At 75.2% G+C, this 10,304-nt stretch carries 6 protein-coding genes; 1 reads left to right on the top strand and 5 read right to left on the bottom strand.

What is annotated here, in order from left to right; all coding sequences use genetic code 11:
- Positions 1-134 precede the first annotated feature (134 nt).
- Both ACI8AF_RS19655 and ACI8AF_RS19650 read right to left on the bottom strand, forming a co-directional pair.
- Positions 135-329: a Flp family type IVb pilin gene (locus ACI8AF_RS19655; protein WP_456541432.1), complete on the bottom strand. Its 195-nt coding sequence runs from the start codon at positions 327-329 to the stop codon at positions 135-137.
- 209 nt (positions 330-538) lie between these two features.
- Complete coding sequence (locus ACI8AF_RS19650; protein WP_456541431.1) at positions 539-1,180, bottom strand: prepilin peptidase; 642 nt, start codon at positions 1,178-1,180, stop codon at positions 539-541.
- A 153-nt stretch (positions 1,181-1,333) separates the two neighbouring features.
- Here ACI8AF_RS19650 and ACI8AF_RS19645 point away from each other — a divergent pair, with 153 nt between their 5' ends.
- Positions 1,334-1,552 (top strand): hypothetical protein, encoded by a 219-nt coding sequence (locus ACI8AF_RS19645; protein ID WP_456541430.1) that lies wholly within the window; start codon positions 1,334-1,336, stop codon positions 1,550-1,552.
- Positions 1,553-1,556: 4 nt separating this feature from the next.
- Here the strand turns inward: ACI8AF_RS19645 and ACI8AF_RS19640 are convergent, their stop codons facing one another.
- The 3 genes from ACI8AF_RS19640 to ACI8AF_RS19630 form a co-directional block, all read right to left on the bottom strand.
- Positions 1,557-5,750 (bottom strand): PKD domain-containing protein, encoded by a 4,194-nt coding sequence (locus tag ACI8AF_RS19640; RefSeq protein ID WP_456541429.1) that lies wholly within the window; start codon positions 5,748-5,750, stop codon positions 1,557-1,559.
- Positions 5,751-5,904: 154 nt separating this feature from the next.
- Complete coding sequence (locus tag ACI8AF_RS19635) at positions 5,905-6,606, bottom strand: hypothetical protein (RefSeq protein WP_456541428.1); 702 nt, start codon at positions 6,604-6,606, stop codon at positions 5,905-5,907.
- The gene (locus tag ACI8AF_RS19630) at positions 6,603-10,163 is read right to left on the bottom strand and encodes a LamG-like jellyroll fold domain-containing protein (protein WP_456541427.1); all 3,561 of its coding nucleotides are present in this window, start codon (positions 10,161-10,163) and stop codon (positions 6,603-6,605) included. Before ACI8AF_RS19630 ends, ACI8AF_RS19635 begins: the two co-directional genes overlap by 4 nt.
- Between the last annotated feature and the right edge of the window lie 141 nt (positions 10,164-10,304).

Here is a 10,304-nt window from a genome sequence, read left to right as displayed (position 1 = left end):
CAAGCCAACCCCCCCCCCCCCCTCGCCCCCCCCCCCCCCCCCCCCCCCCCCCCCCCCCCCCCCCCCCCCCCCCCCCCCCCCCCCCCCCCCCCCCCCCCCCCCCCCCCCCCGGGGGTGCTAGCGAGAGCCGTCGATCACGGCAGGGCGTCGGTGACCTGCTGGAAGAGGCCGTCGAGCTGACCGCCGAGGATCAGCACGGTGCCGACGATGACGGCGGCGATCAGGCCGACCATGAGGCCGTACTCGACGGCGGTCGCGCCCTTCTCCTCGCGCCGCAGGCGGTCCGAGGCGAGGGAGACGAGGGTCGCGAAGGTGGCGAACGGGTTCATGACGGGGTTGCTCCTGGGGGTGAAGGCCGGCCAGAACGGGTCGGGGGTGACCTGCCATCGCGGCTCGGAGCGAGATTCGGCAGCGGTTTCGGCGAACTGAAGGTTCTTCAGCCGTCAGGCGGACCCGGACCACGCGATGGGTCGACAGCGGTCACCCGTCATCACGCACGGTGATCGGGTGATGACATCCGATCGTCGCGGGATCTCCGTCAGCCGGAAACGGCCACCCAGACGGTCACGACCAGCGCGCCCGCCAGCATGGCCGGCCCGAACGGCAGCTCGCTGCGCAGGCCCACGCGGCGCGTGGCGAGCAGCCCGAGCGCGAGCACCGCCTGCACGAGGAAGCCGGCCGCCCCGCCGAGCACGACGGCGTCCCAGCCCAGCCAGCCGAGCGGCAGGCCCAGGAGGGCGGCGAGCTTGACGTCGCCCATCCCCATGCCGCCCGGGGACACCAGCGCGAGCACCAGGAACACCGCGAACAGGGCCGCGGCGGCGAGGACGGCGCGCCCCAGCCGTGGCCAGTCGCCGTCTGCGGCGGCCGCCGCGGTCAGCAGGGCGAGGCAGAGCCCGAGGGCGGGGACGACGACGCGGTCGGGCAGCAGCCGGTGGCGCAGGTCGACGACGGCGAGCAGGACGCCCACCGCGGCGACGAGGAGGAACGCCGGGAGCGACCAGCTGGGCCCGAGCAGGGCGGCGAGCACCCCGAGCAGGACGCCGGTGACGAGCTCCAGCAGCGGGGGCCGCACCGCGGGCCGGCCGAGCGCGCGACCGGTCCACGGGAACGCGCCGGCGGCCCGGTTGACGAGGACCCCGACGCCCGCCCCGAGTCCCCCGACGACCAGCGCGAACACGCCCGACACGGTGACACACCGGGCGGCGGGGAGCGCCTCCCGCCGGCCGGCCGTCACCACCAGGAGGGATGCCGCCCGCGTGCCGCCCGGGCGTGCCGGCCGTACCGTTCGCGGGACAGCGGTCAGCCGCGGCCGCGGGAGGAGCGGGCGAGCATGAGCGTGGACGTCGACCTCAACGGCACCGGCGAGACCGCGTTCGCCGACCGCGACCTGCCCGCCGGGCGCTACTGCTACCACGTGGGCGCCGGCGGCGAGCTGATCATCCTGGTCGACGAGCACGGCGAGGGCCGGGTCGAGCGCGTGTACGGCCCCACCGCCTGGCACAGCGTGCGCGGCGACGTCTGGCGCAAGGGCCTCCTGCTCCAGGGCTGACCGGCTACGCCACCGGTCGCGCGGTGAAGCCGGCGAACCGCACCTCGACGGCGGCCGTGGTCCCGCCCGGGCGGTGGACGGTCAGCCCCACGCCACCGGCGGCCTGCAGCGCCGCGGTGGTGTCGGTGCGGGACAGCTGCCACGTGCCCGGCTCGGCCTGACCGCCGCCCCAGACCCGGGCGGCGACCGTGGTCGTGCCGCTGCCGGAGACCTGGACGCGGACGTTCAACGCCGTCCCCGCCGACCAGGTCAGCCCCGGGACGAGCACCTCCCCGCCGGGGAAGGCCTCGGTGCCCCCGGAGAGCCGGGAGAGCGTGAGGTACACCTGGCCGCCGGGGGCGACCCGGACGCGCACCCGGTACTCCTGCCCGGCCGCGACGCGGCGGCCGGTCACGTACACGTAGGTCCCGGCGCCGGTCGGGGCGGCGCTCAGCGTGAACGACGTGGTGACGTCGGCGCTGCCTCGCGAGACGCCCAGGTACGAGCCGGTGTTGTTCCCGGCCGCCGGGAGGGCGAGGACCGCCTCGCCCCCGCTCACCGACTGCCGCGTCGCGCCCGCGGTCGCCGTCCACGCGCCGCCGACGTCGGCCGCGCCCAGCCCGCCCGTCGCGGTGCGGTCGAAGGCGTCGGCCGCGAAGGCGTCGCCGGCCGGCGGCTCCTCCGGCTCCTCGACGGTCACGGTGCGGGTGGTCGTGCCGGTGGCGCCGTCGTCGTCGGTCACGGTGAGCGTGACCGGGTAGCTGCCCGCCGCTGCGTAGGTGTGGGTGGCGGTGGCGCCGGTCGCCGTCCGCCCGTCGCCGAAGTCCCAGGCCCAGGCGGCGACGGTGCCGTCGGCGTCGGTCGACGCCGACGCGTCCACGGCCACGGACAGGCCGGTGACCCCGGCATCGAAGGCCGCGGTGGGCGCCTCGTTCGCCGGCGGCGGCTCCTCCTCCCCCACGCCGGTGACCCGGAACGCCGGGACCCGCACGGCGGTGGCGGCCGTGGTGCCGCCTGGCCGGTGCGCGGTGAGCCCGACACCGCCGGGCGCCTGCAGGGCCGCGGTGGTGTCCGCGCGCTCCAGCTGCCAGGTGGCCGGCTCGGCCGTGCCCCCGGCCCACACGCGTGCCCGCACGTCGGTGGTGCCGGTGCCGGTGACCTGCACGCGGGCGTCGAGCGCGGTCCCGGTCGACCAGGTCAGCCCGGGCACGAGGACCTCCCCGCCCGGGAACGCCTCGCTGCCGCCGGAGAGCCGGGACATCGCCAGGTACACCTGCCCGGTCGGGGTCACCCGCACCCGGACCCGGTACTCCTGGCCGGCGCCCACCCGGCGGCCGGTCAGGTACAGGTAGGTGCCCGTGCCGGTCGGGGCCGAGGTGAGCGCGAACGTGGTGGTGAGGTCGGCGCTGGTCTGGGTGACGTCGCCGAGGAAGGCGCCGGTGTTGTTGCCCGCGGCCGGCAGCGAGAGCTGCGCGGAGCCGTCGGCCACCGACAGGCGGGTGCCGCCGGCCGACGCCGTCCACGGCCCGCCCACGTCCGCGGTGCCGAGGCCGCCGGAGACGGTCCGCCCGAAGGAGTCGTCGGCGAGCACGGCGCCGCCGGCCGGCGGGGCCTCGACGGTCACCTGCCGGGTCGTCGCGGCGGTCGCGCCGTCGTCGTCGGTGACGGTCAGCGTGACCGGGTAGGTGCCGGCGGCGGCGTAGCTGTGCGCGGCGGTCGCCCCGGAGCCGGTCCGCCCGTCGCCGAAGTCCCAGGCCCACGCCTCGACGGTGCCGTCCGGATCGGCCGAGCCGGCGGCGTCGAGGACGACGTCGAGCCCGTTGGCCGTCGCGGCGAAGGCCGCCGTCGGCGGGGTGTTGGCGGCCGCGCCGGTACCGAGGGCGTGGTGCCGGGCCACCTGCTCCGCGCCGAGCACCAGCGGGTAGACCGCCACCTCGTCGATCGCGCCGGCGAGCGACGACGACGCCGGCGCGTCCGTCCAGGCGGCCAGCGCGCCGCTGCCCACCGTCCAGTGGCCGCCGCTCACCCGGGTGTTGGCGGTGGTGATCGTCGCGCTCTGCGCCACCGCGGCACCGTCCAGGTAGAGCGTCGTGCCGCCGGCGCCGACGGTCGCGACGGCGTGGTGCCACCGGCCGTCGGTGACCGCGGCGGGGCTGCGGACCGTGACGTACTCGGTCGGGGCCTGCCAGCCACCGCCGGCCCGCCGGGAGACGCCGAAGGAGAGCCGGCCGGCGGAGTCGACGTACAGCGCCCGGTCGGTGGCCTCGTGCGCGCCGGACGGGTCGTCGCCGTACTGCAGGACGACCCCGCCGGCGGACGACGACGTGCGCACCCAGGCCTCGACGGAGAACGCGTTCGCCGGGGTGGCCACGGTGCTCTCGGTGGCCGCGACGCCCGCGGCCGTGCCGTCGACGGCGATCGCCGCGTCCCCGGCCAGCGCGCCGGTCACGCCCTGGTCGACGCCGTCCCCCGCGACGAGGTCCGTCGTCCCGACGTGGTCGGAGGCGGTGCCGCCGCCGGTCTCCCCCAGCCGCCAGTACTGCGCCGCGCCGTCGGCGAGCACGCCGTTGGCGTACCCGCTCGTGGTCGTCGCCGCGGTGACCGTGTTGCTCTGCGCGCTGGTCACGCTGTTGCCGAACGGGTCGCTCACGGTCACCCGGTAGCTCGCCGTCGTGCCGGGCGGGACGGTGTCGGTGAACCGGAGCAGCGGGGTGTCCCACCACTGGGACGGGGCGGTCACGGTGTGGATCGGCTCGGCCGTCCCGGTGCGCGAGAGCGTGTAGGTGAGCCGCTCGTTGTCCATGTCCCAGGACGACGGCCAGGTGACGGTGACGCGCCCCTCCGTGGTGGAGGTGGCCGTGGGCGTCATCTCCGCGGCGGAGAGCTCCGGACCGCGGTCGTCGGGCGCGACCGGCGTCCTGGCGAACCGGACCAGCGCCTGCTGCCCGCCGCCGTTGACGGTCGGGAACTCGCCGCCGAACACGACGAAGTCGCCGCCGCCGGTGACCGACCAGGCGGCCTGGTTCTGACCGGTGAACGTCCCGGCGGCCATGTCGGGGAACCAGTCGAGCACCTCGGGGTGCGGCCGGCCCTCCCAGCTGGTGTAGCGCGGGGTCTTGGTCGTCGCCTCGAGCGTGCCGGTGACCGCGGTGGTCATGGCGATGGCGCGCTTCCAGACGGTGGGCACCTGGTCGGGGAAGCTGCCGGAGGTCTCGCAGTCGTGGGGGTGCCCGGCGCCGTAGACGACGGCGCCGTCCGACCAGGTGTCGTACGGGTCGCCGTGGCAGTCGTTCATCCAGACCAGGCCGAGGGTGTCGGGGTCGAGGGCGACCGTGCCCTCGATGTTGCCGATGGTGAAGCCCCACATCGTCACGTAGACGTAGCGGTCGTCGGCCTCGAGGCTCCAGGCGCCGCCCCGGTCGCCGGAGTTGGTGATCCCCAGGTTCCAGGTGCGCATGGCGCCGCCGGCGGTGTCGACGGAGGCCAGCGCCACCGCGGGCGCGCCGTTGACCTGGGAGAACTGGCCGGACATCAGGATCCGGTCGCCGTGCACCAGCAGCCCGCGCACGATGTGGTCCGCGCTGGGCGCCCAGGCCGTCAGGGCGCCGGTGGCGGCGCTGAACGCGGCCAGCCGTGGGCGGGTCTGCCCGCCGGCCACGGTGAAGTTGCCGCCGACGTACACGGTGCCGGCGGTGGCGGCGATGCTGTAGACCCCGCCGCTGACGTTGGGGGCGAACCCGCCGACCAGTGCCCCGGTGGCGGTGTCGAAGGCCGCGACGTGCTGGCGGACGATCCCGTCGACGGTGGTGAAGTCACCGCCGACGTAGATCCGGGAGCCGTCCGGCGAGGCGGTGATCGTCCGGCCCTGGCCGTTGAGCGTGTGGGCGAACCCCGTCATCGCCCCGGTGCGGATGTCGAACGCGACCAGGTTGGCCCGCGTGACCTCCTGCGTGCCGGGGGCCGCCCCGGCGGGGCGGGCGCGGCTGAAGCTGCCGGTCGCGTAGACGGTGTTCCCCACCGTCACCATGGACCAGACCACGCCGTCGACCTGCACGGTGCCGAGCGCGTCGGCGCTCACCGTGGCCGGCGTCCCCGGCGCCGGGGTCGTGTCCGCCGAGGCCGCGGGCGCGACGGCCAGGCCGAGCAGCAGCAGCCCCGCGCAGAGCAGGGCGGCCAGCGCGGCCGGGCGGAGGGCGTGCGCGGTCGTGCGGTCGGTCATGCGGGTCCCCCGGGGAGATCACGGATCGGTGCCGCCGCACGTGATCACGCTGCGGAGTCGCCGGTCAATCCGCTCGGGGCCTGGTCACGGAACCGTCATGAAGGTTCACCCGACCGGGTGCGGCGACGGTCACGGACCGTCGCCGCAGCTGGGCTCAGACGGGGACGGCGCCCGAGAACACCGCGGGGAACCGGTAGCCGTCGACGTCCACCGACAGCGTCACCTGGCCGAGCTGGTCGGCCGGGATGGCGAAGGAGTAGACGGCCGCGGCGGACTCCTCCGGCGCCAGGGTGCCGCCGAAGTCGACGCTCTCGAGGTCGTAGATCGGGCTGGCCTGGGAGGCGCCCGCGCCGTAGGTCGCCTGGACGACGACGGCGTTGAGGTCCAGCGGCGAGCCGGAGCCGTTGGTGAGCTCGAGGCGGAAGACGGTCTGCGGCTGGCCGGCCCGCTCCCCCGGCCCGGTCGCCGTGGTGACCCGCTGCCGGGCCTCCACCAGCCGGATCGAGGCGCCGTCGGACCAGGTGGCCGGTGCGGCGAAGTCCGCCGGTGCCGCCTCGACGGTCCGCGACGCCTCGGGCACGCCCTCGCGGGCGACGACCGACGGCGCCGCCTCCTCCGTCGCGGGCGAGGGCGGGACGGTGCTGGTCGGGGCCGGCTCGTCGGTGGGCGCGGGCGCCGCGGTCGACCCGGTGGCCGACGTCGAGGCCGCGGCGGTGCCGCCGTCCCCGTCGTCCGCTCCGCCACGGGTGACGGCGAGGACGACGAAGGCGGCGATGAGCAGGATCGCCAGGGCGGGGAGACCCCGGCGGAGCAGCAGGTCCCTGCTGCTCCGCCGGGGCTGGGTGCTGGGGGTCACGCGACGGGCCGCGCCGCGAACGAGGTGACCCGGACCTGCGTGGCGGCGGTGGTGCTGGAGCCGCGGAAGGCGCTGATGCCCACGCCACCGGAGCCCTGCACGGCCGCGGTCGCGTCGCCGTAGGTCATCTGCCAGCCGGTGGGCTCGGTGCCCGTCGACAGCCAGACCTTGGCCCGCGTGGTGGTCGTGCCGTTGGCGGTGGAGGTCTGCACCCGGACGTTGAGCGTGGCGCCCGCCGTCCAGGTGACGCCGTTGACCGTCACGTTGCCGGCCGCCGGAAGCGTCTCCACCCCACCCACGCGGCGAGAGTAGGTCAGCGTGATCGCACCGGTGGGCGCGACACGGGCACGGACCCGGATCTCGTCACCGTTGGCCATGCGGCGCGACGTCAGGTAGACGTCCGTGCCGGTGCCGGTCGGCGCCGAGCTCAGCGTGAACGACGCGGTGACGTCGGCGCCGGCCTGCGACACCCCGCCCAGGTAGGCGCCGGTGTTGTTGCCGGCGCCGGGCAGGTCCAGCACGCCGGCACCCGGGGTCACCGACAGGCGGGTCGCCCCGGCCGACGCCGTCCACGCGCCACCGGTGTCGGCCGAGCCCCAGCCGCCCGCGGCGACCGTCCGGTTGAACGTGTCGGCCGCGAAGTTCGCGACCGGCGGGGCGGCGATGGTGACCGACTGGGTGGTGGTCCCGGTCGCGGTGGCGTTGTCGGTCACCGTGAGCCGGACCGTGTAGGTGCCGGGCGCCGCGTACGTGTGGGTCGCGGTGGTGGCGTTCGCGCCGGTGGTGTTCGGCGTTCCGTCACCCCACTGCCAGACGTAGTTGGTGATCGTCCCGTTCGGGTCGGTCGAGGTCGACGTGGTGGACACCGTGTTCCCGTTCACCGTGGCGGTGAAGGCCGCGGTGGGCGGGGTGTTCGACGGGTCGGTCAGGGTGACCGAGCGCGTCGTCGTCCCCGTGGCACCACCGTTGTCGGTCACCGTCAGGGTGATCGTGTAGGTGCCGGCCGCGGCGTAGGTGTGCTGCGCCGTCGCGGAGGTCCCCGTCGTGGCCGGGGTGCCGTCGCCCCAGTTGAACGAGAAGGACGCGACCGTCCCCGGAGCCGTGTCGGTCGAGGCCGAGGCGTCGACCGCGACGCCCAGACCGGTCGCCGTCGCGGTGAAGGACGCCGTCGGCGACGGGTTCGTCGTGGCACCGGTGGCCAGCGAGTAGTGGTTCGCCACCTGGGCCGAGGTGAGCGCGGTCGGGTAGACCGCGACCTCGTCGAGCGCACCGTTCAGCGAGGAGCTGGTCGGGGCGTTCGCCCACGGTGCGAGCGTGCCGCTGCCGATCATCCAGTAGCCGGCGGCCAGCCGGGTGTTCGCGCTGGTCATGGTGGCGTTGCCGGCCACCTGGGCACCGTCGACGTACAGCGCGGTGCCGCCGGCGCCGACCGTGGCGACCACGTGGTGCCACTGGCCGTCGGTGATCGGCGTCCCGCTGCGGACGGTGTTGGTGTACACCGTCGTGCCGCTGACGCGGCGCGAGAGACCGAACGACACCTGGCCGTTGGCGTCCACGTAGAGCGCGCGGTCGCTGGTGGTGTTGGCGCCCGTGGCCGAGTCGCCGAACTGCGCGATCACGCCGCCGGCCGTGGAGGCGGTGCGGACCCACGCCTCGACCGAGAACGCGTTGGTCGGGGTGGCGACGGTGGTGGTCGTCTGGGCGATGCCGGTCGCGGTGCCGTTGGCGGTGATCGCCGCGTTGCCGGCGAGCACGCCCGCGGTGCCGCGGGTGATCCCGGCGCGCTCGGTCATGTTGGCGAGGGCGACCGAGTCGTACGCCGTCGTGCCGCTGGTCTCACCGAGCCGCCAGTACTGCGCGGCGCCGTCGGTGAGCACCTGGTTGGCGTAGGCGCTGGTCGTGCCGGCCACCGTCACCGTGTTGCCCTGCGAGCTGGTGACGACGTTGCCGAGCGGGTCGCTGACCGTGACCCGGTAGGACGCCGAGGAGCCGGCGGGCCGCCCGGTGTCGGTCCAGGTCATCACGCCCGTCTGCCACCACTGGCCCTTGCGCGTGACCTCGTGGACCGGGGTCGTGCCGCTGCCGCGGAAGACGCGGTAGGTCAGGTACTCGTTGTCCATGTCCCAGGTCGCGGGCCAGGTCACCTTGACCTCGCCGGCGACGTTGGAGGACGCGTTGGGCCGCAGGTTGCCGGCCGTGATCTCCGGGCCGCGGCGGTTGGGTGCCACGTTCGTCGTGGCGAAGCGGACCAGGCCCTGCTGGACGGTGCCGTTCACCGACGGGAACTCGCCGCCGAAGGCCACGTAGCTGCCGCCGCCGGTCACCGACCAGGTGCCCTGGTCCTGGCCGGTGTAGGTGCCGGCCGGGATGGTGGGCCACCAGTTGAGGACCGTCGGGTGCGGCCGGCCCTCCCAGCTGCCGTACCGCGGCACCTGGGTGGTGGCCTTCAGCGTGCCGGTCACGGCCGTCGTCATGGCGATGGCGCGCTTCCAGGCCCGCGGGTTCGGGTCGGGGAAGCCGCCCGAGGTCTCGCAGTCGTGGGTGTGGCTGGCGTTGTAGACGATCGTGCCGTTGGACCACGTGTCGTACGGGTCGCCGTGGCAGTCGTTCATCCAGACCAGGGAGAGGTCGGTCGGGTCGAAGGCGACGACGCCCTCGATGTTGCCCACGAGGTAGCCGTACGTCGTGGCGTAGGCGCGCACGCCGTCGAACTTCAGGCTCCAGACGCCGCCGTTGTCACCGGAGTTCGTGATGCCGTAGTCCCACGTGTCCGTGTTCCCGCCGGCCAGGTCGACCGACGCCAGCGCGATCGCCGACTGGCCGTTGACCTGCGAGAACTGGCCGGCGAAGACGACCCGCTGGCCGGTGGAGTCGAGGATCATGCCGCGGACGGTGTGGTTGGCCGTCGGCGCCCAGGCGGTCACCGCGCCGTTGCTGGCGTTGAACGCGGCCAGCCGGGTGCGGCTCTGGCCGCCCGCGGTGGTGAAGTTGCCGCCCACGTAGACGGTCGAGTTCGTGGCGGCGATGGAGTAGATGGCGCCGTTGGAGGTCGGCGCGAAGGTGTTGATCAGCGCCCCGGTGGCGGTGTTGAACGCCGCGATGTGCCCGCGCGCGACGCCGTCGACGGTGGTGAAGTCACCGGCGACGTAGATGCGCGTGCCGTCGGGCGAGGCCGTGATGTGCCGGCCCTGGCCGTTGAGCGTGTGGTTGAAGCTCGTCATCACACCGGTGGTCAGGTTGAAGGCCACCAGGTTGGCGCGCGGCGTCTCGTTCTGGCCCGGCGCCGAGCCCGCGGGCCGCGCCCGGTTGAAGCTGCCGGTCGCGTAGACCGTGTTCCCGACGGTGACCATCGACCAGACGACGCCGTTGACCTGGACGGTCGGCAGGGCGTCGGCCGACACGGTCGGCGGGACGCCGGGGTCCGGCCGGGTGTCGGCGGAGGCCGTCGTCGGGACGGCCAGCCCGAGCAGGAGGAGACCGAGGGCCAGGAGCGCGGCGAGCGCGGCAGAACCCGCTCGTCGTCCCGACCGCACGGCGCGAGCGGTGGCAGCAGACATCTGGGGACCTTCGGGACGGGGCGACAAGAGGCCGGTGAGGGGGGACGGACGACGTCGTCCGAGGGGGTTGTCGCCGAATGACGCAGTGCGGTGTGCCATGAGCGTCTCCCCCGTGACGGTTACCCGGTGTTACCTATCCAT

The organism is Blastococcus sp. SYSU D00669 (assembly GCF_054050715.1).
This window is presented reverse-complemented; position numbering and strand designations above follow the sequence as displayed.